The sequence below is a fragment of the Novosphingobium sp. PP1Y genome, assembly GCF_000253255.1.
Classification (GTDB): Bacteria; Pseudomonadota; Alphaproteobacteria; order Sphingomonadales; family Sphingomonadaceae; genus Novosphingobium.
The window spans coordinates 674,863-701,212 of the sequence record NC_015580.1 but is presented as its reverse complement, the minus strand read 5'-3'; the positions used below and the strand labels follow the sequence as shown (position 1 = coordinate 701,212).

Sequence of the window (26,350 nt, the reverse complement as noted above, 5' to 3'; positions counted from 1 at the left end):
GTGCTTTTTGCGCTAGTACAACAGAGATGCAAGCGCGCAGCAGGTGATAAAAATCACTTATTACCGGGCTTTAACAAATAGCGTGTTGCGGTCTACAATGCATCGCACTTATTGGCCACGAGGCTCGGCGCAAGGGGTTACGCCGCGACTGGTCAAGTTCCACATCAAGTCTTCGGTGCGGAAATACATGGCGAATATATTGGGGGGATATTGAGGTGCGTACGTTTCGGTCGATCTTGGCTGTAGCTGCACTCGCCGTCCCGGCTGGTGCCTCCGCGGCTTCGCCAGCCCCGCTTCGCCCTTCGGCGGAGGAAAGCTTCCCGATCGGCAATGCCGGGCCGGCCTGCGAAGTCCAGGGCACGGCGATGGGCGACCAGCGCCGCTCCGTGTTCGACCGCAAGTGGATGATCCTGTGCGCAGACGTGTCCCGCGCCGTGGGCACCGCCTATACCTTCCGCGACAAGTCCGACGCCATCCAGCGCGCGGCTGCCGGACGCACGGAGAAGCTGGTTTGCCCCGCAGGCAGCGATGCGCCGGGTGCGCAGGGCCTTACCTGCACGGACAGCCAGTCCGGCCTTGAATGGCGTATCTACATCCAGGAGACCGAGCGCGGCACCGTCGCGGTCGAAGGGCTGGCCGCATACGATGACGCGCTGCGTCTGACGCTGCGCTCCCTTGTTGCGGACCGCGTCGTCGAAGGACCGATCTCGATTGCCAACCTTGCGGCCAGCGACGGCCTGAGCCTTGCCCGCGCCCGCGCCGAGAACAGCGATCCCGGCCTGCTTCTCGGCCAGGGGTATCGCGGCAACAGCGCCGGCTCCTATGCCGAAGCGGCCGAATTCTTCGCCGCAGCCCCGGCGATCCTGGCCGATACCACGCAGGACGGCGCCGTATCGCACGAGGCACAGATCCACGAAGCGCTGGTCAACCGGGCTCTGCAGCTGTCCAACCTCGGCGCTTTCGGCCAGGCCCGGCGCAATTTCGCCGAGGCGCAGGGCATGGACCTGCGCGATCCGGTCCAGACGCGCCTCGCCCGCAACTACGCCGCCATCGATGCGCTCAACCGCGGCGCCCCGCAGGAAGCGCTGGAGATCCTGTCGCGCGAAGTCCCGCCCTTCACGCCCACCGTCGCGGCTGATGGCGCCCTGAGCATCGACCGGCAGACGGCGGCAAGCCTCAACGGGGCAGCAGGCGCAAGCCTGACCGCACTGCTCGGCCAGCCGACCCGCCTTTCGCCGCAGGACCGCGCCGCCGTGATCGATGCGCAGGCCCTGCAACTTCGCGGCACGGCGCTGCGCCTCGACGGCAAGCCCGACGAAGCGCGCGAGGCGCTCGCCCGGGCTTATGCCGATGCGATGAAAGTGCAGGACGGCCGGATCATCTCGATCACCCGCCTGCGCGCGCAGATCATGTCCGAACTCGCACTCGGCTACGAGGCGCAGGGGCGCTTTGGCGAGGCCGAGAGCAACCTTCGCGGCGCACTCGAGCTTGTCGAGACGACCTATCCGGACAGCGCCTCGGTCCATGTCGTGAGCGCCCGCCTCGCTGGCTTCCTCGCCCGGCGCGGCAAGTCCGACGAAGCCCTGGCGATCTATCGCGGCGTCATCGCCGACGTCCAGCGCGACCAGGGCGTGCTGGTCGGCATGGAACACCTCATGCGGCCCTACTTCGACCTGCTGGCCGGCGAGGCCACGCAGGATCCGGCAAGGGTCGAGGAACTGTTCACGGCCAGCCAGTTGCTGCAGCAGCCCGGCGCGGCGGAAACGCTGACGCAGCTTTCCCGCCAGCTGGAAGGCGGCTCGGACGATGCCGCCGGCCTCTATCGCCGCTCGCTCGGCATTTCGCGCGAACTGGAGCGCACCCGCGTCGAGATCGCGCGTCTCACCGCCGCGCAGCAACCGGGCGAGACCGATGCGCGGATCGACGCCCTGCGGGCCCGGCGCGACCAACTTGCCGGCGCGCAGCTCGAAGCGATGGACGCGCTCGCCAAGTTCCCGCGCTATCGCGCCGTCGCGCAGCGCACGGCAACGGTGGAGCAGTTGCGCGCCTCGCTCAGGCCGGGTGAAGGCTACTTCAAGCTGGCCCAGCTGGCCGGTTCGCTTTACGGCGTTCTCATCACGCCAACGCAGGCGCGCGGCTGGAAAGTCGCGATGAGCGCGCAGGAGGCCGAGGACGCGGTCGACACCTTGCGCGATTCCATCTCGCTCACGATCAACGGGGTACAGTCCACCTACCCCTTCGACATCGATACCGCGGTCAGCCTCGACACGGCTCTGCTCGGCCCCGCGCGCGTCGAGATCGCCTCGCTTTCGCACCTGATCTTCGAACCGGCAGGCGCGATGCTCAAGCTGCCGATCAACCTGCTGACCGACGATGCCGGGGGCGTTGCCGCCTACCATGCCAGGGTCAAGGCCGGGGGCGACGAGTACGACTTCACCGGGATCGACTGGCTTGGCCGCGATCGCGAGGTGTCGACCGCGCTGTCCGCCGCCAGCTTCCGCGATGCCCGCGCCGCACCGCGATCCGCGGCCAAGAAGGAATACCTGGGCCTGGGCAACAATGTCCCGCTCGGCCCGGTCAGCGTGCGCCCCGGCATCCGCTCGGGCGAAGGGGTGGCCATCGATGCCGACTGCACCTGGCCGCTCTCGACCTGGAACCAGCCGATTTCCCCGCGCGAACTGAACGAGGCAGCGAGCCTGCTTTCGGGCAGTACCGACCTGATGACCGGCGCGAATTTCACCGACGAAGCGATCATGGCCCGGCCGGACCTCGGCGCCTTCCGCATCGTCCATTTCGCCACCCACGGCCTTGTCACAGCCCCGCGCGTCGGTTGCCCGGTACGCCCGGCCCTGCTCACTTCCTTCGGCGATTCCCGGTCGGACGGACTGCTCTCCTTCCGCGAAATCTTCGACCTGCATCTCGACGCCGACCTCGTGATCCTCTCGGCCTGCGACACGGCAGCGGGCGCGGGTCTGGAGGCGACGCGCGAAGCCGGCCTTGCCACTGGCGGGGGCGAGGCGCTCGACGGCCTCGTGCGCGCCTTCATCGCGGCGGGCGGACGGCAGGTGATCGCCAGCCACTGGCCCGCACCCGACGATTTCGACGCGACCGAGCGGCTGTTCAACGGCTTCTACAAGGCCAAGAACGCCTCGATCGGCAATGCCCTGCGTACCTCGCAGACAAGCCTGATGGACGATCCGCTGACCTCGCATCCCTACTACTGGGCAGGTTTCGCCATCGTCGGCGACGCGGCGCGGCCGGTCCCGGCGCACTGAGCGCGGCACGGCCATGGCAAGCACTCCCGACACAACGGCCCAGCCCCCCACCGCCACCCTGCTGCGCAAGGGCTGGCGCAAGGTGCGCGCAGCCAGCAAGCGGCAGATGGCCGCGACCGTGATGCTGGTATTGGTCGGGGTGATCCTGGCCCGCTTCAGCTGGAACATTCCGGTCGTCGGCGATGCCGAGGATTCGCTTTACGACTTGCGCAGTTTCGTCATGGCCCCGCAGGTCGACCAGGACCAGCGCATCCAGATCGTCGCCTATACCGACCAGACCCTGATCAACGCCAAGAAGCGCTCGCCGCTCGATCGCGGCATGCTTGCCGCGGCGCTGCGCAAGCTCGACGCGATGGGCGCCAAGGCCATCGGCATCGACATCCTCTTCGACCAGCCGCAGGACGAGGACGCGCAGCTCGTCCAGACCCTGCGGGCGATGCGTACGCCCACGTTCGTCGCCTATGCCGATCAGGCAACGAACAAGGACGACATCAACTACGAGCAGCAACAGTACCTGAAGAGCCTGCTCAGCCAGCTCAAGGGCAGCAATGCGCATCCGGCCAGCATCCGCCTGACCAACTACCAGGGCGCGACGCGTGTCTGGCCTTCGCTCGAACCGGGCCTGCCGCAGCTTCTCGGACGCGCCATGGTCGCCGCGGGCGGCACCGGGCAGGAAAAGGCCTTCGCCGGATATACCGGATCGATCCGCTATCGCCGCGCGAACAGCGATGCGCCGGTCTTCTCGTCCATCCCCATTGACCTGTTCGCCTCGCTCGACGATCCCGAAATGGCCGCCGCCTTCGCCGCGCAAGTCGAAGGGCGCTACGTGCTGATCGGCGGCCAGATCATCGATACCGACCAGGTCACCACCACCCTCACCAGCTATACCGGCACCACCGTACCCGGGATCGAGGTCCATGCGGCAATGATCGCGCAGATGCTCGACGGCGCGCACCGCACCCCCGTCACCGGGTGGGAACGCTGGGCGGTCGGGCTCATCTTCATCTTTGCTGCGTCGCTGACCGCCCTGCTGGACGGACGGACCTGGAAGATCGTTCCGCTGTTCATCCTCCAGTTGGCGATGATGATCGGCCTGCCCTTCTACCTGGAAGCCTCAGGAGTAGAGACTTACGGCACCCCCGCCTTCGGCTGGATCGCCGGCTGGATACTTGCCTTCATCGGCGTATCCAGCGCGGTGCGCGCGTCGGGCGCTGTCGAGCGCCGCTTCGCACAGGGCGCGCTGGGCAAGTACCTGCCGGCCGACATTGCGCAGGAAATCATCGACAACCCGGAACGGCTGACCCTCTCCGGCAGCAAGCGCGAACTCTACATCCTGTTCAGCGATCTCGAGGGCTTCACCAAGCTGTCCCACCAGCTCGAGCCGGAAGTCGTCGCCAAGCTGCTCAACGAATATCTCGACAAGCTGACCACGGTCGTCCTCGAGCATGGCGGGATCGTCGACAAATACGTGGGCGATGCCGTGGTCGCCTTCTGGGGGGCGCCCATCGCCAGGCCGGACGATGCCCAGAAGGCCGCGAAATGCGCCTATGCCATGTGGCAGGCGGGCGAGGAATTCCGCAAGTCAGTCGATCCATCGCTGCCGCCGATCGGCCGCACCCGCGTTGGCCAGCATTTCGGCGAGGCGGTGGTCGGCAACTTCGGCGGCGAGCGGCGCATCCAGTACACCGCGCTTGGCGATGCAATGAACACGGCCGCCCGCCTCGAATCCGCAAACAAGAGTTTGGGGACCTCGGTCGTCGCCAGCGGCGAATTCGCGGAGCGTTCGGGCCTCGACTGGTGGCGCCCGCTGGGCCGCGTCGTCCTGCGCGGCCGGGCCAAGCCGGTCGACATCTTCGAGCCTGCCCCCGATTTTCCTGCCGCCGATCGCGAAGCGCTGGCCGATGCCGTCGCCCTGATCGACAGCGACCCGGCCGCCGCCGCGGACCGCATCGACGCGCTTGCCAGTGCCCACCCGGACGATCCGGCCTTGCGCAATCTCTCGGAACGAACCCGTAAACTTGAAGGGAACAAGGCCTATGTCCTCGGATAAGCGCCACTACGCCGCCCGCGCCGCACTGCGCGGCATGACCGCCATCGCCCTGATGGCCCTTCCGGCCACCGCGATGGCCGGCATCGTCGTCGCCTCCAGCGGCCCCTCGGCAAAGTCCTACCCGCCGGGCACCAAGCTGCCCGACGACGGCGAAATCACGCTCAAGGCATCGGACAGCGTGACCATCCTCGACAAGCGCGGCACCCGCGTCCTGCGCGGGGCCGGCACCTTCCCGGTCGGCTCCACCGCCGGCCCCAGCCGCACGACGACTTTTGTCGCGCTGACCACCCAGCGCAGCGCCAGCCGGGTGCGTACCGGGGCCGTTCGCGGCAGCGGCCCGGACGGCAAGCCCCTGCGCCCCAACCTGTGGTACGTCGATGTCACCAGCCCCGGCCCGGTCTGCGTGGTCGATCCGGCCGAAGTGCGCGCCTGGCGGCCCAGCAACGAGGGCGACGAAAGCTACAGCGTCAAGCCGGCCGGCGGCGGCAGCGCCACGACGCTTGCCTTCCAGACCGGCTCGATGGTCGCGCCCTGGGAAGTCGCGATGCCAGTGACCGACGGGGCAGCCTACGTCATTTCGCGCAGGGGCCAATCGGATGTGGAAGTGACCTTCGAGCTGCTGCCACAGCTGGACTACGCACCCGAAGACCTTGCCGAGGCACTTCTGGCCAAGGGCTGCGAGAGTCAGGTTTCACTGCTGGCAAGCTCGCTGGTCCTGCCGACCGACTGAGCACGCGGCACACAGGGGTAAGGGGGTCCCGGCCGGGGCCCTGACACGAAGGATTTGCCGGACAGACAGGTCCGGCCGGGGGAATGAGAATGAGGGCGATTGCGATCGCGGATCTGAAACGGAAATGCGGCGCGCGGAGCGGTCCGTTGCGGCGGAGCATGATGCTCGGCCCGGCGATTGCAGCGGCCGCATTCCCGCTGGCGGCACGGGCACAGACGGCCGCGCCCACACCCCAGCCGCAGACGCGCGAATCCCTCGATCCCGGCCGCGTCCTCGACAGGCTTCCCGCACCGCGTCCGCGCCTTGAAGTCGAAAGCCAGATCGAGCGCGGACCATGCCCGCTGGCCGACCCGGCTTTCGCCCAGACCCGCGTCACGTTCTCGCGCGTGAATTTCGCGCATCTCGAAGCCGTCGACCCCAGCGTACTGGACGACACCTGGAGCGACATGGCCGGGCAGGACCTGCCCGTTGCCGCCCTGTGCGAAGTGCGCGACCGCGCCGCCACGGCCCTGCGCGAGATGGGCTACCTGGCCGCCGTCCAGATCCCGCCGCAGCGGATCGAAAAGGGCGGACAGGTGCAGATGGACGTGCTTGTCGCGCGACTGGTCGAAGTGCAGGTGCGCGGCGACGTCGGCGCCAACGACAAGGCGATCGCGGCGCATCTGGCCCAGCTGACCGAGCAGCCCTGGTTCAACACCCATGTCGCTGAACGCCAGCTCCTGCTGCTGGGCGACATGCCCGGCTACCAGGTCCGACTGACGCTCAAGCCGGCCCGGGGCGCGCCCGGCGAGGTGATCGGCGACGTTCTCGTCCGCCGCGAGCCCTTCGAGCTTGTCGGCGGTATCCAGAATCTCGGCTCGAAGGCGAACGGACGCGAAGGCGGCTTCATCCAGGCGACCTTCAACGGTGTCACCGGCCTCGCCGACCGCACCACCGTAAGCCTGTTCAACACTTTCGACTTCAAGGAACAGACGGTCCTGCAGGCGACCCACGACTTCGCGCTGGGAGCCAGCGGGCTGCGCGTGGGCGGCAGCCTGCTGTGGGGCCGCAGCGAGCCGTCGGGCGCCCTGCCCTTCGAAAGCGACACCATCGCCGCAGACATCGGGGTAAGCTATCCGCTGATCCGCAAGCGCGCCGTCTCGGTGAAGGCGGCCGGCGGCCTCGAAATCGTCAACCAGGACATCGATTTCGCAACCACGCCGCTCACCCGCGATCACCTGCGCGTGCTCTACGCGCGACTCGCGGCCGATACCGCCGACGGTGCAAGCCTTGTCGGCCACGGCGGCTATACCGCGGCCGAACCGCGCTGGCGCCTGGGGGTTCAGGTCGAGGCCCGGCACGGGCTCGATGCGCTGGGCGCCAGCCGGGACTGTTCGCCCCTCTCCAACTGCCTGACCCCGCACGTTCCGATCAGCAACCTGCTCGCCGATCCCAGTGCCTTCGTGCTGCGGGCCGAGGCCACGGCCGAATTCCGCCCCATGCCCAGGCTGGCCCTCGCGGTTTCACCCCGCGCACAGTATTCGCCCGATCGCCTGCTGTCCTACGAGCAGTTCAGCATCGGCAACTACACCGTGGGGCGCGGCTTTGATCCCGGCACGGTGCTGGGCGACAGCGGCATCGGTTCCTCGTTCGAGCTGCGCTACGGCAGCATCGCCCGGGCCGTTGACAAGGCCCTTGCAGTGCAGCCCTATGCCTTCCTCGATGCCGCGCGCGCCTGGCGCCACGGCAGCGACGGGCAGAGCGCCTACTCCGCCGGTGGCGGCCTGAGGGCGCGCTGGGGCGGCAAGATCGACGCCAACCTCTCTTTCGCAGTTCCGCTGCGACGCGCCGGGTTCCAGCAGGAACGCGGCGATGTACGCGTTCTTTTCACAATAAGGGCACGGCTCTGGCCGCAGGATCCGTCATGACCATGAAGCCCCATACCGCCATCGTCTGCCGACACCGCGCCTCGCTTTGCGGAGCGAGCCTCTCCGCGCTGGTCCTGGCCATCGCCGCCACCCCGGTCGCGGCGCAGTCCTTCCAGGGCACCGGGACGGTCAACTCCGGTATCGCCTCCATCGTCGACGGCACCGGGACGACCGATGTCTTCATCGGCTCCACCGAAGTCGTAATCGACTGGACGACGAACGATCCGGGCGGCAGCGGCAACGTCATCTTCCAGACAGGCGGGACCACCGCCAACTTCACCGATTCGGGAATCAACGGCACCGACTACACGGTGCTCAACCGGATCGTGCCCGTCGATGGCACGGGCAATCCCACGAGTTCGACGATCCAGTTCGACGGCACCGTGAACAGTACCCTGGCCGGCGGGACCGGCGGCAATGTCTGGTTCTATTCGCCCAATGGCGTGATCGTCGGCTCGACCGCCACCTTCAACGTCGGCGGGCTGGTGCTCACCACCAATCCGATCGACACGACCGGCGGGCTATACGGACCGACCGGCCAGATCCGGTTCGCCGGCGCGGCCGGATCGCTGGCCCCGGTAACGATCCAGAGCGGGGCACAGATCAATGCGCTGCTCAACCCGCAAGTGCCCACGAACGCGGCCTACGTCGCACTCGTCGCGCCGCGCATCGAGCAAGGCGGCACCGTGCGATCGGACGGATCGATCGCCTATGTCGCGGCGGAAGTGGCGGACATCACGATCAACGCCGGCCTGTTCGACATCAACGTCACCACCGGCACCACCGATGCCAACGGCGTGGTTCATACCGGCACGACCGGCGGCTCGGCCTCGACCAGCGCGGCCGACGTCAAGACCGCCTACATGGTGGCGGTGGGCAAGAACGACGGCCTGACGATGCTGCTGAACGGCGGCATCGGCTACGACGCCGCCGCAGTCGCTACGGACGACGGCAGCTCGGTCGTCCTCTCGGCCGGACATGGCATCGGTTTCGATGCCGGGAATCCGCTTGTCGCAACCGGCAATATCGCCATCGGCGATGCGCAGTTCACTTCGGTGACCACCGCATCGGCGACCGACACGATCACCGTCGCGCCGACGACCCTGACGCAGTTCGATCGCTTCACGACGCTGAGTGCCATCAACCTTGTCCAGCTCGACGCATTGGGCGGTGCGCAGATCGTTGCCAACGACACGACCGGCCTGCCTTCGGACCTGCTTTTTCCGCCCTTCGGCATTGCCTATGCGCTCGACGTCAACGCAGGCTACGCCGACCAGGGCGGCGCGGTGGCCATCAACGTCGACGGCGGCGGCGCACTGACTGCGGCAGGCCGCATTCGCCTGCGCGCAATCGGCGATGCCACAAGCACGACCGCGCTCACGGCCAACGGTCAGGGCGGCAGCGTTGCCATCAACCTGGGCGCCGGATCGATCACCGCGCCCAATCTCGAGATCGACGTCAGCGGTTATGGACAGGACATTGCGGCCGGCATCGGCGGTAATGGGAACGGCGGCAGCGTCACCATTGTCAGCGCCGGTACTCTGGCTGCGGACGATCTGAACGTCAGCGCCTACGGGCGCGGCGGCAGCGGCGATACCGGCGGCAACGGGTTCGGCGGCACGATCCAGCTTACCGCCACCGGCGGCGGAACGGTGCCCGCCACGAACTTCAGCCTGGACGCTTCTGGCGACGGCGGTGACGGCGTCAATGTCGGCGGCAACGGCACCGCCGGCCAGATCGACGTGCTGGTCGATACCGGCGGGTCGCTGGGATCGGCCGCCAGCTTCTATACTTACGCAACCTCCTACGGCGGATATTCCGACGTTCAGGGCGGCGACGGCACCGGCGGGGCCATCACGATTACCGACAACGGCGGCCTGCTCGACTTCGATAACGTGGGGCTCTACGCCAGCGGCTATGGATCGGGCGGGAGCGGCAATGGCGGCGACGGCTTCGGCGGCACCGGCCTCGTTTCGCTGAGCGGCAATGGCCAGAGCTGGGGCAGCCTGTACATCGAGGCCAGCGCCTATGGCGGCGAGAGCTATGGCGGCGGCTTCTCGGGCAATGCCACTGCGGACCTTGTGAACGGCGCGCGCGTGAACGTCCAGGGCGTGGCGCTGAACCTCGGATTCAGTCTTGACGTCCATGCCGATTCCTACACCGCCGCAAACACCGTCTCCGGCGGCTTCGCCAACGGCGGCAACGCGCTGGTCAGCGTGGGATCGGGCGGATCGCTCACGGTCGGCTCCGACACCTCCATCACCGCCAATGCCGGCTTCCAGGTGGAAAGTTCGGCAGGTCCATCCATTTTTTCACCGGACATGACCGCAGGCACGGCCGGACTCACAATCGACAACGCCGCAGTCACCCTGCCCAGCCTGCTGGTCGAAGCGCAGGCCCAGACCACGGGCGGCCAATCGGGCGCGGGGACCGCGACGGGCGGAACCGCGACCGTTTCGGTTGCCAACAACGGCAGCCTCGTCGTCGACAGCGCACTTGGCGTGTTCTCGCCTTCGCTGCCCGGCCTCAACATTCTGGCCGGAGCCTACGGCGATTACGTCGATTTCTTCGCCTCGCCGGGCGCCGACCAATATGGTGCGGCTGCGCAGGGCGGGACGGCCAGCCTCATCCTCAATGGCGGCACGATCGACGTGGCGGACCCGGCTCTCGTCTACGCCGGGGCCATCGGCGGGATCTTCACCTCGGTCGGCGGCGCGGATTCGCTGGGTAGCGGGACCGGCGGCACTGCACAGGTTGCGATCGGCGGCGGCACCATGACGCTGGCGTCCACGCTCGACGTTTCGGCCGAGGGCATCGGCGGCTCGGTCACCGGCGGCGCGAAGGGCGGCAATGGCACTGGCGGCCTTGCGGGCGTCGACGTCACGGGAGGCGCCCTGATCGTCAACGGCACCGGGATCTCGGTGGACGCCAGCGGTTCGAGCCTCGACGTCGATCCTGCGGCCAACGGCAGCAGCGGCGACGGTACTGGCGGACAGGCGCGGCTGGCAGGGTCTGGCGGCACCATCACAGTCGCCGGGATCACCCAGGTCACTGCACGGGGCCTTGCCGGCGCAGCCGGTCTGGGCGGCGTCGGCGGCAACAGCACCGGCGGCCTCGCCGTGCTGTCCGGCAGCGGCGGCGGCATTGTTACGCTCAACGGCCTCGTCTCCGTCCTTGCCGACGCCATCGGCGGCGACGGTTCGGTAGCGGGCGCGCTGGGCGGCAATGCCTTCGGCGGCAGCGCCAGTGCCGGACAGCAGGGCACCGGCTCGATGACCGTGGGCACCGACCTGCGCGTCGACGGCTCCGCGACGGGCGGCGCCAACAGCGTGGATTCGCTGACGCAGGGCCTCGCGAGCGGCGGCAGTGCCGGCCTCGCCTCGGAAGGGGGCACTTTCGACGTGGTGGGCAATGCAGTCCTCACTGCAGATGCCTCGGGCGGGACAAATCCGGGCGGCACCGCTCCGCCGACCGTCGCAGGATTCCTGAAGATCGGCAGCTCTGCGGCCACCCCCAGCGGGGCGCTGACCGTCTTCGGTACGTTCGACGCAACCGCGACCGGCGATACCGCCCGGGCCGATGGCCAGGGCCTCTACCTGCGCACCGCCGACGCGGCGATATCGGTCGTGGGCGAAACGACCTTCACCACCACCGGCGATGCCGTCTTCAATATTCTCGGCACCGGCAGCCTCGATGCCGGCGGCGCGCTGACGATCACCTCGACGCAAGGCCAGATCACCGGCACCGGCCTGATCACCAGCGCCGGCAACATGCTGATCGACGGCGCGACCGGCATCGATCTCGGGAGTCTGAGTTCGGGTGGGACAACCGGCCTGTTCTCCGCGCTGGGCCCGGTAAACATTGCCGACCTGCTCTCGACCGGTCCGGTGACTGTCTCCGGCCTGTCGGTCTCGATCGGGTCCAGCGGCGGCCTGACATTCGCCGATGCCGATGCGACCGGCGGCGATCTGGCCCTGGCCGTCACCGACGACCTCGTCGTCGCGACAGTCGATGCCACCGGCGCGGTGACGCTCACCAGCAGCAATGGCGCGGTCAGCATCAACGGCGCGGTCAATGGCGCCGGCATCGCAATTGGCGCAGGCACGGACGTCACCGCCAACGCCAATCTCACCTCTGGCGGAACCCTTGACGTTGCCGCGGGCGGGACATTCTCGTCGACCGCACTCGTCACGGCGACAGGCAATACCGCGATCGTGGCCGATGCAGGAATTTCGCTGCCAAGCCTCGTTTCGGGCGGCACCACCGTGCTGCAGTCGAGCGCCGGTCCGGTTGCGGTGACCCAGCTCACCTCGACGGGTCTTGTCACGGCGCTAGGCCAGTCGATCGACATTGCCTCGACCGGTGCGCTTACCTTCGCTTCCGCCGACGCCACGGCAGGCAACCTGTCGATCCAGACTGCAGGCGACCTCACCTTCGGCAACGGCAGCGCAACGGGCACTGCCCAGCTCACGAGCACTGGCGGCTCCATCGCGATCACCGGCCTGCTGAGCGGGACCGGCGTTACACTGAACGGCGCACAGGACGTGACCTTCGCCAGCCTGACCTCTGCCGATGCGCTGGCAATTACGGCTGGCAATGCAGTCACGGCAAGCGGCGCCATCGTCAGCGGCGGCCAGGCCTCGATCACGTCCGGCACCGCGCTGAGCCTGCAGGGCCTTTCGTCGGGCGCAAGCACCCTGCTGCAGGCGAATGGTACCCTGGCGGTAGCCGACCTGCTCTCGACCGGTCCGGTCACGGCAAGCGGCACGTCGCTCGACATCGCCTCGAGCGGCAGTCTTGCCTTCGCCGATGCCACTGCAACAGGCGGAAACCTGGCGCTTCGCACGCAAGGCAACCTCGACATCGTCAATGCAAGCGCCACCGGCAGCGTCGACCTCGCAAGCACGGCCGGCTCGTTCTCGAACACCGGGAACGTATCGGGCGCCGGCATCGCGATTGCCGCCGGGCAGGACGTCACGGCAACCGGCGCGCTCAACTCCAGCGCCGATCTGGCGGTCGATGCGGGTGCCAATGCTGCCATCGCCGGCAATGCGACGGCAACCGGCCTCCTTGCGATGAGCGCGGGACAGACCCTGACCATCGACGGGTTCGCCGTCGGCGGCACGATGACCGCCACTTCGCAGGATATCGTCATCGGGCCGGACGCACAGGTCGGCCAGCGCGGGCGGACGACCAGCGTGACGTTCACGAACAGCAACGGCGCCAACCTCAGCAGCATCGGCGGTGCTGCAGCGGGGAGCGGCTACAGTCTCGATAATGGAGAACTGCAACAGGTCTTCGCCGATAGTGCGATCTCCTTTTCGGTCCAGACCGGAACCGGCGAAGTCCGGGTCGGCGACCTCGCGCTGGGCTTTGGCCCCGGCCTTGCGCTCGGCACCGGCGGGACGCTTTCGCTGACATCGAACGGGCGCATCTCTGTCATCGGGAACGTCGCGCTCACCACTTCCGGCGCGCTCGACACACTGGCCCTTGCCGCGCCGAGAGTCGAAGTCGCCACGGACCTGGGCGCAATCGCCATGACCAACGCGAATGGCGGCGCGCTTGGCCTCCTGCGGGTCACGGCCGACCGCTTCACCGCCGCCACCTCGGGCGCAATCGGGCAGATCGACACAGCGCCGGACATCACCGCGATCGATGGGCTGATGGGCCAACCGGCGGCGGGTTCGGGAGGCGGTCTGCTGGCAGGCGCGATCGAGGCCAGCGTCACCGATGGCATCTTCATCCAGAACCTGGGCGCAACCACCGCCTTCGCCGACCGGCGCGGCTTCACCGCCAATGCCCTTTCGATCACCACCGCAGGGACGGGCACAAGGATCGTCGTGAACGGGGTGCTCATCGATTCGGCCGGAAACGCACTGACCGGCCTCGACACCGTGACCCTGGTTACCGTCAACGGCAATGCGGCGGCTGCGGGCGGACCGTTCAACCCGCTCTCGACGGTTAACGGGTGCGTGATCGGGCTGACCTGTACTTTGCTGCAAACAGACAATGGGCTCGAATCAATCATCCGCACCAAGACGGATATCGAATATCCGGTAACGCCCGAAAATAATGTCGGCGCACTACTTTCACCGCCGCCAATCCAAATTAACGTGGATTTGCCGGAACTTGTACGTAACCTTACGTTGCCCTTGGTCGACGAGCCGGTTACAGGGGTTGGCAACGAGGATCTATGGGGCGATAGCTGTTCTCCGGACACGGAGGGCTGCGTAGGGGGGCAATCCAAGTGACCCATTCGGGGGTAATCGGAACCGGACTTCGCGCAGGGACGCGCCTGTACCTGACCATCGCGGCGATCTTAGCCGCTCTGGTCATGGTCTGGTCCAACGCCGCCACGGCCGACAGCTACGAGGGTGTCGCCAGTTGCGCCGGGTCGACCTGCCACGGCCGCAGCGAAGGCGACGGCAAGGTCGTGCGTCAGGACGAACTGCGCATCTGGCAGGAACCGTCGAGCGAGACCGGCGCGCACAGCCGTGCCACTGCAGTCCTTTCCACCCCGCGCGGCCAGCGCATCGCCTCGGCTCTGGGGCTGGGCAATGCCGCTTCGGCCTCTGCCTGCCTCGGCTGCCATGCCACGAATGCGCCCAATGCCGCGCGCGGGGGACGCTTCCTCGCCTCCGACGGGGTGGGCTGCGAATCCTGCCATGGCCCGGCTTCGGGCTGGCTCTCCAGCCACTACGCAATGCCGGCTACCCATGCCTCGAACGTCGCGGCGGGCATGATCCCGCTCGAAAAACCGCAAGTGCGCGCCTCGGTCTGCCTCGACTGCCACTTTGGCAGCGACAAGCCGGGCCAGTTCGTCACGCATTCGATGATGGCGGCGGGCCACCCGCGCGTGTCGTTCGAGCTCGACCTCTTTTCCTCGCTGCAGGCCCACTATAACCTCGACGCCGACTACGTGAAGCGCAAGGGAAGGCTGGACAGCCTGCAGCTCTGGGCCGTGGGCCAGGCCGAAGCGGTCAAACGCTCGACGCGCCTGTTCACCAATGCCTCGCTCGCCACCGAGGGCATGTTCCCGCAGTTCTATTTCTACGACTGCCACTCCTGCCACCGCCAGATCACCGACAATCCGGCCGCGAAGCGCACGTTCGAGACCAATCCCGGGCGCCCGATCCCCTTCGGCAACCCGCCCTACAACGACGAGAACATGATCATGCTCTCCGCCGTCGCTTCGACGCTCGCGCCCGGTCAGGCCGCCCGCTACGACGCCGCCGCAAAGGCCTTCCACGCCGCCATGGCGCAGGGCCGCCCGCAGGCCGCCGAAGCGGCGAGGGCACTGTCCTTCGCCGCGGGCACGCTTTCGGACGCGCTGGCCGGTCGCCACTATTCGAACGATACCGCCTTCCAGGTGATCGCGGCGATCGCCGGCAAGGCGATCACCCCGCGCCTGACCGACTACACCGGCTCGGCCCAGGCAGTCATGGCCGTCGATACCCTGCTCAATGCACTGGTCCGCGAAGGCCGCGTCACGGTCGGTGCTGCGGCCGGCATCCGCGCGCAGATCAACCGCGCCTACGTCGCCGTATCCGCGCCTGAGAAGTTCGATCCCGGCTCCTTCCGCGCGGCGCTGGGAAGCGCTGCCCGCTCGATCGAGGCCCTGCGCTGATGCGCTGGCGGGGGGGCACCATTGCAGCGCTCGCGGCGACCCTGATGCTCGCCGCCTGTGGCGGGGGAGACGGCAGTACGTCCGGCGGTTCAGGCGGCGGCGGCAGTTCTTCGGGAGGCGGCAGCTCCGGTGGCGGCTCCTCGGGCAGCGGCACGACGCTGGAGGATTACGAGGCCCCGGCGCAACTGTCGCTGAGCAGCGCAAATGTCGGCAAGATCGTGGCGCAGGCGGCGGCGCAGGCCAACCAGTCCGGCCATCCCTCGGTCATCGCCGTGGTCGACCGCGTCGGCAACGTCCTTGCCGTGTTCCGCATGAATGGCGCGCCCGCCAACGCCAGGATCCCCGATGCGCCCAATGGCGACAACATCGACATCCAGGGCCTCTCCGTCCCGGCCGAAGCCGCGGCCATCGCCAAGGCAGTCACCGGCGCCTACCTGTCGAGCGCGGGCAACGCCTTCACCAGTCGCACTGCCAGCATGATCGTGCAGGAGCACTTCCCGCCCGCACCGAGCACCGTGGGCCTGGAAAGCGGGCCGCTGTTCGGCGTGCAGTTCAGCCAGCTTCCCTGTTCGGACTTCGCATCACGCTTCAAGGCTTCCGGCACCGACGCGCTGATCGGGCCCAAGCGGTCGCCGCTCGGCCTCTCGGCGGACCCCGGCGGCTTTCCGCTCTACATCAACGGCGTGCTGGTTGGCGGCATCGGCGTGAGCGGCGACGGGGTCTACGGCCTCGACGACAACGTGCTCGACACCGACACCGACTTCGAGGAACAGATCGCGCTGGCCGGCACCGTGGGCTTCGAGGCCCCGGAGGCGATCCGCGCCAACCGCATCTACGTGGATGGTACCCAGCTGCGCTACTCGGACGCGACCTATTCCGGCCTGTTCGACGTGGCCGGAGCGACTTATGCGCAGACCGCCCCGGCGCTCGGCAGCCTGGTGGCGGTCAAGGGCTACTTCGAAACCGCAGCTCTGCGCGCCGGTACCGCCTACGGCTCGGAAACCTCGGGCATCCGCGCCTCGACCACCGCCGAATTCTCGGACCGCGACGCCTACGTCCTGACCGACGGCAGCGGCACGAACCGCTACCCGATCCGCGCGGGAACCGACGGCGCCGACATCGCCCAGCCGATCACGGCGGACGAGGCGACGGCGATCCTCGAGGAAGCCTTCAAGGTCATGACCCGCGCCCGGGCGCAGATCCGCCAGCCGCTCGACAGCCGCGCGCAAGTCTCGATTTCGCTGGTCGATACGCGCGGACAGGTGTTGGGCATCGTGCGCTCTCCCGATGCGCCGATCTTCGGCACCGACGTCTCGCTGCAGAAGGCGCGCACGGCCACCTTCTTTTCCGGCGCGCAGGCCGGCGCCCAGCTTCTGGCCGATCCCAGCAGCGATGTGCAGGCCTTCGTCGGCAAGGTGCGCACCTTCCTCGATGACCAGAGCGCACTGACCGGCACTTTCGCCTTTGCGGACCGCTCGGGCGGCAACCTGTCGCGCCCCTATTTCCCCGACGGCGAAGTCGGCAATCCCAATGGCCCACTCTCGCGCCCGATCGCGCAGTGGAGCCCGTTCTCCACCGGCCTGCAATCGGCGCTGGTGCTGACCAATCTCGCCCAGCACCTGCAGTACGTCACCGGGGCAAGCGCCACCGACACGCAGCAGCGCTGCACATTCCTGCCGGACGTCGCCACGAACCAGAACCGGCTGCAGAACGGCATCCAGATCTTCCCCGGTTCGGTCCCGGTCTATCGCGGCAATGTGCTGGTCGGCGGCATCGGCGTATCGGGTGACGGCATCGACCAGGACGACATGATCAGCTTCCTGGGCAACCACAATGCCGGCGTGCGCCTCGGCACCACCGGCAATGCCCCGGCAGCGATCCGCGCCGACCGGATCGTCGTCAACGTCAACGGCGCGATGGTGCGCCTGCGCTTCGTCAACTGTCCCTTCGCGCCGTTCCTCGATTCCAGCGACCAGAACGTCTGCGAGGGCCTGTAACGATGCCTGTGCCGGTTCTTCTGGTCCCCCTGGCTGCGGCGCAAGCCGCGCCGCAGGAAATCCCCGAGCCCAACTTCGGGCAGGAGGATACGCAGCCCGAGCAGCCGATCCTCGAACCGCCGGGCACCGAGACCCCTCCCGAAGACGTCGATCCCGGCGTGATCGACGGCCGTCGCCGCCCCGGCTACAACCCGCCCCTGCCCGAGCGGGTGACGCAGAACAACGAAGGCGCGGTGCGCGCGCCCCCGCCCGAGGCATTTCCGACAGACCAGGTCCCGATCCCCGACCGCTGGCGCCTGATCGAGACGCTGGGCGTGGTCAAGGAACGCTGGAGCGACCCCTATCACCAGAACACGCTGAAGGGTGACCGTCCGCTCGATCCCAAGAAGGTCAAGTGGCTGCCGATCAAGGGCGACGACTGGTTCTTCGGCCTCAACCTGATCTCCGACACCGTTCTGGAACCGCGCACCTTCCCAATTCCCGTGGGCGTGCAGACGACCGAGCGACCGGGTTCCATCGACGTCTTCGGCAAGGACGCCAGCCTCGTCTTTTCGCAGACCTTCATCCTCGGGCTCGGCCTGACCAAGGGCAATACCGCGTTCAAGCCGCCCGCAGTCGAATACCGCGTCGCGCTGGCGTTCAACTACAACTATGTCAACGTGCCCGAAAAGCGCGTGCTCTTCGTCGAGCCGAGCAAGCCCTCGCACCGCTCCGACCATTTCGTCGGCGTGCAGGAAGCCTTCATCGACTACCACCTGCGCAACACTTCGGACCGCTACGACTTCGATTCCGTGCGCGTGGGCATCCAGCCTTTCCAGGCCGATTTCCGGGGCTTCCTGTTCAACGACAACCAGCTCGGCATCCGTTTCTTCGGCAACCGCGACAACAACCGCGTGCAGTACAACCTCGCCGCATTCTGGCGTCTGGAAAAGGACACCAACTCGGGCCTCAACTCGGTCGTCCAGCGCCCGCGCGACGATTTCCTGTTCGTCGCCAACATCTACCGCCAGGACTTCCTGATCCCGGCGCTGACCAGCCAGTTCACCGTTGCCTACAACCGCAACCGCGAGGCCGGCCGGATCGAGGTCGACGATAACGGCTTCCCGGTGCGCCCGGCCCTGCTCGGCACTCTCAAGGGCCGGAATTACGACGTCGTCTACCTTGGCTACAACGCCGATGGCCGCGTCGGCCGGATCAACCTGACGGCATCGGCCTACGGTGCGCTCGGACAGGACCGCAACAGCTTCTTCACCGACCGCAAGGCCGATATCCGCGCCTTTTTCGGGGCTGCCGAGCTGAGCTACGACAAGGACTGGATGCGCTTTCGCCTGTCCGGCCTCTACGCCACCGGCGACGGCGATCCCTACGACAACAAGGAAACCGGCTTCGACGCGGTGTTCGAAAACCCGATCTTCGCGGGCGCCGACACCAGCTACTGGATCCGCCAGACGATCCCCTTCGCCGGCGGCGGCCGCGTGGTCAGCGTCAACGGGCGCAACGGCATCCTGAATTCGCTGCGCTCCTCCAAGGAGCAGGGCCAGTCGAACTTCAACAACCCGGGGACCGTGCTGGTCGGCGCCGGCGCGGATTTCGACCTCAGCCCCGAAGTGCGCCTGTCCACCAACGCCAATCACCTGTGGTTCGAGAACACCGCCACGCTGCAGACCCTGCGCAATGAAGGCTCGATCCCCAAGGACATCGGCTGGGACCTCTCCGCCGCCGCGATCTGGCGCCCCAAGGCAACGCAGAACATCGTCGCGCGCCTCAGCGCCGCCGCGCTCGTTCCGGGCAAGGGCTTTCGCGACCTCTTCGACAATTCCGAGGGCCACCGGAACTACTACTCCGTCCTCGCCAACATCATCGTGAGTTACTGATGCAGCGCCTCAGCCGGATCTTCCTCGCTTTCGCGCTCCTGCTGGCGCTGGCCATCCCCACCGGACGCCTGCTCGCCAGCGAGGAGGAAAAGCCGGTAGAGCGCGACTATTCGCTGGTCCGCGCGCCCGCTGCGCCCGCTGGCCAGTCGGCGGTGGACATGGATGCCAAGTCGGCGGGCTGCCTCACCTGCCACACCGCCAGCGATGCGCCCACGATGCATGCGACGCCCGCGGTCAAGCTGGGCTGCACCGATTGCCACGGCGGAAATGCGCGGATCACCGGACGGCCCGAACTGGGCTTCGACCATCCCGACTACATCGCCGCGCGCGACAAGGCGCACGTCCTGCCCCAGTTCCCGGAAAGCTGGCACTGGCCGAGCGCCGCCAACCCGCAGCGCAGCTATACCCTGCTCAACAAGGAAGCGCCGGAATACATCCGTTTCGTCAATCCGGGCGACTACCGCGTCGCGCGCGAAAGCTGCGGCGCCTGCCACCTGCCCGCCATCGAGGCGGCGGAACGCTCGCTGATGGCCTCGGGCGCGATGCTGTTCGGCGGCGCGGCCTACAACAACGGCATCGTCCCCTACAAGAACTACATCTTCGGCGAAGCCTATACCCGTGACGGCGAGCCGGCGAAGATCGTCTCGGCCGGCAACCCGCCGGGCACCGTCACCGCTGAACAGAAGGCGCGCGGCGCGCTGGCCGCACTCTATCCGCTGCCGCGCTGGAACGTCACGCCGCCGGGCGACGTGTTCCGCGTGTTCGAACGCGGCGGGCGCGTCATCAACTCGACATTCGCCGAAGTCGGCCTGCCCAACCCGACCGGCTCGATCCAGCGGCTCGAGGAACCGGGCCGCCCGGACATCAAGCAGTCGAACCGCGGCCCCGGCACCGGCCTTCGCGTGGCGATCCCCGTGCTCAACCTGCACAAGACGCGCCTCAACGATCCCTATACCTGGTTCATGGGCACCAACGACCAGCCCGGCGACTACCGCTCATCCGGCTGCACCGCGTGCCACGTGATCTATGCGAACGACCGCGAACCGCGCCATTCGCTGATCTACGCCAAGCTCGGCCGCGACGGGCAGACGGTCACCAGGGACCCGACCATCGCCGCGCTCAAGAGCCAGGGCGAAGGCTACGGCGAGAACGGGCACGGCTCGCTCAAGACCGGGCACGAGGCCGACGATCACGGCATCGCCAAGCCCGCCGACGATCGGGAAAAAGGCCACCCGCTCCAGCATGTGTTCACCCGGGCGATCCCGACTGCGCAGTGCATGAACTGCCACATGCACCAGCCCAACATCTTCCTGAACAGCTACCTCGGCTACACCATGTGGGACTATGAGGCCGATGCGCCCAAGATGTGGCCCAAGCAGCAGAAGTACCCGACCGCCGAGGAAGTCCACAAGGTGCTGGAACGCAACCCCGAGGGCGCATCACCCAAGGGCAAGTGGGCCGACCTCGATTTCCTGCGCAACGTCTACGACCTCAATCCGGAACTGAAGGATACCCAGTTCGCCGACTACCACGGCCATGGCTGGAACTTCCGCGCGATCTTCAAGCGCGACCGCGAGGGCAACCTGCTCGATGCCGGCGGCAACCAGGCTACCTGGGGCACCGACAAGGAACACATCGTCTCGCCCGACGATCCGGAAAAGTGGCGCAAGGAGAGTGAAGGCAAGTTCGTCCCCGTCGGCACCAATCCGGGCAAGACCGTCCACATGATGGACATCCATGCCGAAAAGGGCATGCAGTGCGCAGACTGCCACTATTCGCAGGACAGCCACGGCAACGGGCTGATCTATGGCGAAGTCGCCAACGCGGTCGAGATCGGCTGCAAGGACTGCCACGGCACCGCCGACGCCTATCCGACGCTGCTGACCAGCGGCCCGGCCGCGCCGCCCAAGGGCACCGACCTGGCCCTCCTGCGCAATCCCGACGGCAAGCGCCGCTTCGAGTGGAACACCGACGCCTCGGGCCGAAAGCACCTGATCCAGCGCTCCATCGTCGATCCGGACCTTTCGTGGGAAGTCTCGCTGGTCAGGGACGCGGTCGATCCCGCCTCTCCCACCTTCAACGCCAAGTCGGCGCGCGCCAAGCTGATGAGCAAGTCCGGCGCGGACGACGGCACCTTCGGCTTCGGCCCCGGCGTGCCGATGAGCGACCGCGCCCACAAGGACGGCGAGATGGCGTGCTTCACCTGCCACCTCTCGTGGACCACGAGCTGCGGCGGCTGCCACCTGCCGATCGAGGCGAACTGGAAGACCACGCTGCACCACTACGAGGGTGAGGAAACGCGCAACTTCGCGACCTACAACCCGCAGGTCGCGCGCGACGAGATGTTCCAGCTCGGCAAGCACATGACGACCAAGGGCGCGGAAGTCGCCCCAATCCGGTCGACTTCGGCGCTGGTCCTGTCCTCGACCAACGTCAATCGCGAGCGCATCTACATCCAGCAGCCGCCGATCAGCGCGGCGGGCTTCTCCAGCCAGGCCTTCGCGCCGCACTTCCCGCACACCGTGCGCCTGACCGAGACCAAGACCTGCAGCGACTGCCACCTGTCCGAAAAGGACGACAACAACGCGATCATGGCCCAGACGCTGCTGCTGGGGACCAATTTCGTGAACTTCGTCGGCCTCAATTCATGGGTCGGCCTGGACGGCGGCTTCGAGGCCGTACGCGTCACCGAGTGGGACGAACCGCAGGCCGTGATCGGATCGTACCTCCAGAAATATGCCTACCCCGACTACTACAAGCTCCACGTCGAGCGGAACGGGCGCGAGCTGAAGAACTGGACGCGCGGCAAGGCCTTCGACAAGGACCTGTCGGGCGAAACCCATCCCTTCGAGCAGTTCCGCAATGTGACGCAGGGCACCAGCGGCGAGGTCGGCTGCCTCCAGCTTCGCGGCGAGTACATGTTCGTGGCCGAGGGCAAGGGCGGCTTCGAGGTCTATGACGTCGCCTCGGTGGCCAACAAGGGCTTCTCCGACGCGGTCGTCTCGGCGCCCTTCTCACCGCTGGGCCACAACACCCACGTGAAGACCAAGAACGCGACCTGCATGGCGCTGGCGACCAACCAGCCGGTTGCCCCCACACGCAACCGGACGATGGAAGCGACGATCCTGAAGGACGACAAGGGCCAGACGCTCTACAAGGCCGATGGCACACCGTTCACGCTGCGCGACGCCAACCAGGAACAGGCTTTCGAACCGATCTACAGCTATGCAGCCATCACCGACAGCGAAGAGGGCCTGATCCTCGTCAACATCGACACGATGGCCGATGGCGAATTCCGCAACAACAAGCTCAAGCGCGCGGTGACCTGGAACCCGGATCACGTTCTCGACGGTGCGCGGCACATCATCCTGGCGGGCGAAGTGGCCTACATCACCGCCAAGGCCGGACTCGTCGTCGTCGACCTGCACGACCCGCTGCACCCGCAGCTCTCGGCCGTACGCCCGCTTGAAGACGCCCGCGCCAGCGCGGTCCAGTTCCGTTACCTGTGGGTGACCGACAAGGAGGGCCTCAAGCTCTTCGACGTCACCAACCTGCGCAACCCGATCGCGGTGCCGCAGGCGACGGTGCCACTGGCCGATGCCCGCCGCATCTACGTCGCACGCACTTACGCTTATGTCGCGGCCAAGCAGGACGGCCTCGTCATCGTCGACGTGCGCAGCCCGCCCAACCCGCGCATCTACCAGAAGGTGACTTTCGACGGGCAGCTCGACGATGCCGAGGACGTCATCGTCGGTTCGACCAATGCCTCTCTGTTCGCCTATGTCGCTGACGGTCGCAACGGTCTCAAGGTGCTGCAGCTCACCTCGCCTTCGAGCCAGCCGAACTTCTACGGCTTCTCGCCCGCGCCCAAGCCCGAGCTGATCGCATGGGCCAGGACGCCAAGCCCGGCCCGCGCCCTCTCCAAGGGCCTCGACCGCGACCGCGGTGTCGACGAAACCGGTGGCCAGATGGCCGTCTTCGGTCGCCTCGGCTCACGCCCCTTCACCCGCGAGGAAATGGAGCGCCTGTTCATCAACCGCCGCGGCGTGCCCTTCAAGGTAACCGACGAAGTCGACATGAGCGTCTGGGTGCCCAAGCGCTGATCTGACAGAGGGACTGCGGGGGCGCTGGGCGCCTCCCACCCTTCGACCGGATCGGGGTGAATGGCGCAGCGCAGCCCTTAGAGAGACCAGGTCCCGAATCGGCTTCGGGACCATCGCCAGCGTCAATCGGGCCGTTCGCCCACGATCACCCGCACCACTTCCTGAAACGCCTCGTCATAGCGCGCCAGAGCGTCGAGCGCACCGACGGCCTCGGTATGGGAAACGAGACGGCGGCCGTCCCAGCGATGCAGGGCATAGACCGGCAGCTCGGAGGAGATCATCGTACGCCCGTCCGGCCTGTCCGGGTCAACCGGGTTCAGATCGAGCGCAACCGTCGCTGCGGTTGAGCCGACCACGGTGACCGGGATACCTTCCCACAGGGTGTGGATCGGGCGGTGCAGGTGCCCGGCAACGATCCCCCTGATCTGGGCGTGGCCCGAGACGGCCTCGGTCAGACGGGTGATCCACGGTTCGCGCTCATCGCTGTCGAGCCAGTCGATCCCGCTTTCGAATGGCGGGTGATGCATGGCGATGACGGTCGGCCGGTCGGGGTGCGCTGCCAGTTCCGCAGACAGCCACGCCGCGCGCGCCTCGCAGAAGGCGCCGCCATGGCGGCCTTCCTCCAGCGTATCGAGCACCAGAACCCGCAGCGGGCCGAGATCGATCGCGTACTGCACGAAGCCGCTATTGTCCGGGCAGTCCGGGAAGGCTTGCAGCATTGCTGCGCGCATGTCGTGGTTACCCACCATGGGCGCCACCGGAAACGGGCAGTCACGCACCAGCTCGGCCAGTCGAGCGTAGCTTTGCGGGTCGCCGAACTCGGTCATGTCGCCGGACATAAGCAAGAGATCGGGCCGGTTCGGTCCATCCACCAGGCGTTCCAGCACGGCCTTCAGGCGATGCGTGTTGTAGCCCCCCGTTTCGCTTCCGCTGAAACCGATGTGCAGGTCCGTAATCTGCGCGATCAGCACTGGGGCTTCCTTGCGAAGCCTGCGTTGATGCCATTCATGGGCCTTACTCCCTCCGAAGTGCGACCTTCTTAGGAGATGACAGGTTGACGTCCGGTTTCCGGTCCGCCGAACCCGTCTCGGTGATGTGATAACCATGACACATCGCGCAGCTCGATGGCACCTTCGATTTGGGTGCGTCCTCACCGAGATGGCACGTGCGGCAGGTCTTGATCCCCGGCAGCAACACGTCGCTGGCGCTGGTCGAGGTCTCTGCGGCGTGGCAGGTGGTGCACTTCTCCTGCTTGTGCGCGGCATGGTCGAACCAGCCGTGATCGAAATAGCGCATCGGCTGCGATACCGGCACGACGCCGGGCCGGCCGTTGATCCGCGTCGGGCGGTGACACTCGCCGCAGATGCCGTCCTTCGACAGCGCCACGTCAAGCTGCAGCCCCGGCCAGGCGCCGCCCGAATAACGGAACTGGTAGAGCCCGCCCTCGGCATATTCGCCCGGGCGCTTGCGGTTGGAGACGAGCGGCTTGCTGTGATCCCACTTGGCCGCCAGCAGGTCTGCGGTCAGTTGCTCGACGTCGCCGTGGCGCAGGCGGCGCACGATGCCGCCGACGCGCTCGTAGGCAAGGCTGTGGCAACCCTCGCAGTCACGCTCCATGTCGATCGGCTTGAAGCGTACGCCCTCTTCGGTCTTGCGGTGGCAGTCCTTGCACTCCAGCCCGTTGGAACCATAGCCGCGCTCTGCCCCGATGTTCCTGGCCATGCGCGCGGCGCCGCCCATCGGATCGAGGTGCAGCTTGTGCGGGAAAGTCAGGCCGTTGTCCTCGCGCAGCTTGCTGTCGAGCGAGACGAAGGACGGATGCCTCGTCACCGGATCGGTGATCACCCGCGCGGTGAACTGCGGGTGCAGCTTGCCGAAATCGCCGGCATCGCCAAGCCGCGTGTCAGGCAGGTTGCTCTTGAGCTGGCCGTGGCAATCGGCGCAGAACTGCTGGCTGGGCGCGGTCAGACGGGTCGGCCCCTTGTGCTCCGAGTGACAATCCTGGCAGGCGCCGGGACCTTCCTTGCCGAAAGCATGGGCCACCTTCCACAAGGCTGCCTGCCCCAGCGGCAGGTTGCCGCGCGCCGCTGCGAGACGCACCGCCGGTGCGTGATCGTGAACGTCCTTGTGGCAGCTGCGGCAAGTCTCGTCCCGTACGGATTCGAATGGTTTGACGTGGCAGGCCACGCACTTGTCGGTCAGCGAGTGGTGCGCGAGGCTCAGTTCGCCCGGGTTCCAGCTGCCGTCGTTGATGACGCTGCTCTTGTCCGCGGCCTGCGGCCCCTTCACGCTCATGATGTTGGTCACGATCGGCAGCGCCAGGAACGCCAGGACTATGACGATCGCCAGCGCCCATGACATCCGCCGCTTGCCCGGCAGAACGCCGCCCAGCGAAAAGCCGCGCTTCTCCTCGAGGTTCCCCGAACGGGTCGCGGCGGTTTCCGCCTTGCGGACGGTAAGCAGTACCGCGCCGTCCTCATCCTGCGAGACGGTGATGCGGTAAGTGCCGAAGCCCAGCTCGGCGCCGCCGAGGCTGTCGATGGAAGCGGAGCGGGTTTCCGCACCATCGACGACGAAGCCAAGCGTGCCCACCGCCTCGACGCGCAGCCGTGCGCCCGAAACGGCCGAGACTTCGGCGTGACGCGGCTCCACCGCGAGGTCGGGCAAGTGAATGTCGCACTCGGCCGAACGCCCGATGCTGAGGGTTTCGCCGGCAATGTCCCGGTCGCGGACGATTTCGCGTCCCGTCGCGGTCTGCTCGATCTGGCGGATCCTGAAAGTCATGCC

11 protein-coding genes are annotated in these 26,350 nt (G+C 67.3%); 9 read left to right on the top strand and 2 right to left on the bottom strand.

All coding sequences use genetic code 11. The features are described 5' to 3' along the window. Nucleotides 1-215 precede the first annotated feature (215 nt). The 9 genes from PP1Y_RS09475 to PP1Y_RS09435 all read left to right on the top strand — a co-directional run bounded on the left by PP1Y_RS09475 (nt 216) and on the right by PP1Y_RS09435 (nt 23,563). A complete protein-coding gene (locus PP1Y_RS09475; RefSeq protein WP_013832036.1) occupies nt 216-3,275 on the top strand; it encodes a CHAT domain-containing tetratricopeptide repeat protein in 3,060 nt (1,019 codons plus the stop codon). A 13-nt stretch (nt 3,276-3,288) separates the two neighbouring features. Continuing rightward, nucleotides 3,289-5,325 (top strand): adenylate/guanylate cyclase domain-containing protein, encoded by a 2,037-nt coding sequence (locus PP1Y_RS09470; protein ID WP_013832035.1) that lies wholly within the window; start codon nt 3,289-3,291, stop codon nt 5,323-5,325. Then, nucleotides 5,312-6,055 carry a hypothetical protein gene (locus tag PP1Y_RS09465; RefSeq protein ID WP_013832034.1) on the top strand — a complete coding sequence of 248 codons (744 nt, stop codon included), beginning with the start codon at nt 5,312-5,314 and terminating at the stop codon, nt 6,053-6,055. Before PP1Y_RS09470 ends, PP1Y_RS09465 begins: the two co-directional genes overlap by 14 nt. 158 nt (nt 6,056-6,213) lie before the next feature. Further along, on the top strand, nt 6,214-7,962 hold the full coding sequence (locus PP1Y_RS09460; RefSeq protein ID WP_041558726.1) for a ShlB/FhaC/HecB family hemolysin secretion/activation protein: 1,749 nt from the start codon (nt 6,214-6,216) through the stop codon (nt 7,960-7,962). Beyond that, the gene (locus PP1Y_RS09455; protein WP_148274933.1) at nt 7,959-14,213 is read left to right on the top strand and encodes a hypothetical protein; all 6,255 of its coding nucleotides are present in this window, start codon (nt 7,959-7,961) and stop codon (nt 14,211-14,213) included. The genes PP1Y_RS09460 and PP1Y_RS09455 overlap by 4 nt, the downstream gene beginning before the upstream one ends. A gap of 83 nt (nt 14,214-14,296) precedes the next feature. Continuing rightward, nucleotides 14,297-15,589 carry a multiheme c-type cytochrome gene (locus PP1Y_RS09450; protein WP_013832031.1) on the top strand — a complete coding sequence of 431 codons (1,293 nt, stop codon included), beginning with the start codon at nt 14,297-14,299 and terminating at the stop codon, nt 15,587-15,589. Further along, nucleotides 15,589-17,586, top strand: a complete 1,998-nt coding sequence (locus PP1Y_RS09445) for a heme-binding protein (RefSeq protein WP_041558725.1) — start codon at nt 15,589-15,591, stop codon at nt 17,584-17,586. Before PP1Y_RS09450 ends, PP1Y_RS09445 begins: the two co-directional genes overlap by 1 nt. Nucleotides 17,587-17,588: 2 nt before the next feature. Then, entirely contained in the window at nt 17,589-19,460 is a 1,872-nt protein-coding gene (locus PP1Y_RS09440) for a hypothetical protein (protein WP_013832029.1), read from the top strand. Next, nucleotides 19,460-23,563, top strand: a complete 4,104-nt coding sequence (locus PP1Y_RS09435) for an LVIVD repeat-containing protein (RefSeq protein WP_013832028.1) — start codon at nt 19,460-19,462, stop codon at nt 23,561-23,563. The genes PP1Y_RS09440 and PP1Y_RS09435 overlap by 1 nt, the downstream gene beginning before the upstream one ends. A 122-nt stretch (nt 23,564-23,685) precedes the next feature. On the opposite strand, the gene PP1Y_RS09430 is transcribed toward PP1Y_RS09435, so the two are convergent. Then, entirely contained in the window at nt 23,686-24,534 is an 849-nt protein-coding gene (locus PP1Y_RS09430; RefSeq protein WP_041558724.1) for a phosphodiesterase, read from the bottom strand. Nucleotides 24,535-24,577: 43 nt separating this feature from the next. Then, nucleotides 24,578-26,347, bottom strand: a complete 1,770-nt coding sequence (locus PP1Y_RS09425) for a cytochrome c3 family protein (protein WP_013832026.1) — start codon at nt 26,345-26,347, stop codon at nt 24,578-24,580. Nucleotides 26,348-26,350: the final 3 nt, after the last annotated feature.

Coding starts and splice junctions, on each gene's coding strand:
- PP1Y_RS09455 (WP_148274933.1), top strand. CDS start 7,959: ATGACCATGAAGCCCCATACCGCCATCGTCTGCCGACACCGCGCCTCG.
- PP1Y_RS09450 (WP_013832031.1), top strand. CDS start 14,297: ATGGTCTGGTCCAACGCCGCCACGGCCGACAGCTACGAGGGTGTCGCC.
- PP1Y_RS09445 (WP_041558725.1), top strand. CDS start 15,589: ATGCGCTGGCGGGGGGGCACCATTGCAGCGCTCGCGGCGACCCTGATG.
- PP1Y_RS09435 (WP_013832028.1), top strand. CDS start 19,460: ATGCAGCGCCTCAGCCGGATCTTCCTCGCTTTCGCGCTCCTGCTGGCG.
- PP1Y_RS09465 (WP_013832034.1), top strand. CDS start 5,312: ATGTCCTCGGATAAGCGCCACTACGCCGCCCGCGCCGCACTGCGCGGC.
- PP1Y_RS09440 (WP_013832029.1), top strand. CDS start 17,589: ATGCCTGTGCCGGTTCTTCTGGTCCCCCTGGCTGCGGCGCAAGCCGCG.
- PP1Y_RS09460 (WP_041558726.1), top strand. CDS start 6,214: ATGATGCTCGGCCCGGCGATTGCAGCGGCCGCATTCCCGCTGGCGGCA.
- PP1Y_RS09470 (WP_013832035.1), top strand. CDS start 3,289: ATGGCAAGCACTCCCGACACAACGGCCCAGCCCCCCACCGCCACCCTG.
- PP1Y_RS09425 (WP_013832026.1), bottom strand. CDS start 26,347: ATGACTTTCAGGATCCGCCAGATCGAGCAGACCGCGACGGGACGCGAA.